The organism is Stenotrophomonas sp. SrG, assembly GCF_050031795.1.
Lineage (GTDB): Bacteria > Pseudomonadota > Gammaproteobacteria > Xanthomonadales > Xanthomonadaceae > Stenotrophomonas > Stenotrophomonas rhizophila_A.
On record NZ_JBNBBE010001334.1, the window covers coordinates 1 to 236 of the forward strand.

Sequence of the window (236 nt, forward strand, 5' to 3'; positions counted from 1 at the left end):
GGTGGGCCGCGTGCCGGCACGGGCCGGACTTCGCGCCTGCGAGATCGGGGAGCCGTGTGCGGGTGGCGTGCGGGTGCTGGTGCTGGTGTGCCACGGGCTGTTCCAGCGGTGTGGCAGTCCATACGTGGATGGCAGCGGGCTTGAATGGAGCGAAAACGCGGTGCGCTTTGCCGCGCTGTCGCGCGGCGCGGCGGTTATCGCCTTTGGCTATGCAGGCATGGTGTGGCAGGCGGAAA

General features: G+C 69.5%; 1 pseudogene. It reads left to right on the top strand.

The annotated features are described in order from the left end of the window. A pseudogene (locus tag ACQG3P_RS23765) lies at positions 1–236 on the top strand (glycogen synthase GlgA); the annotation flags it as partial.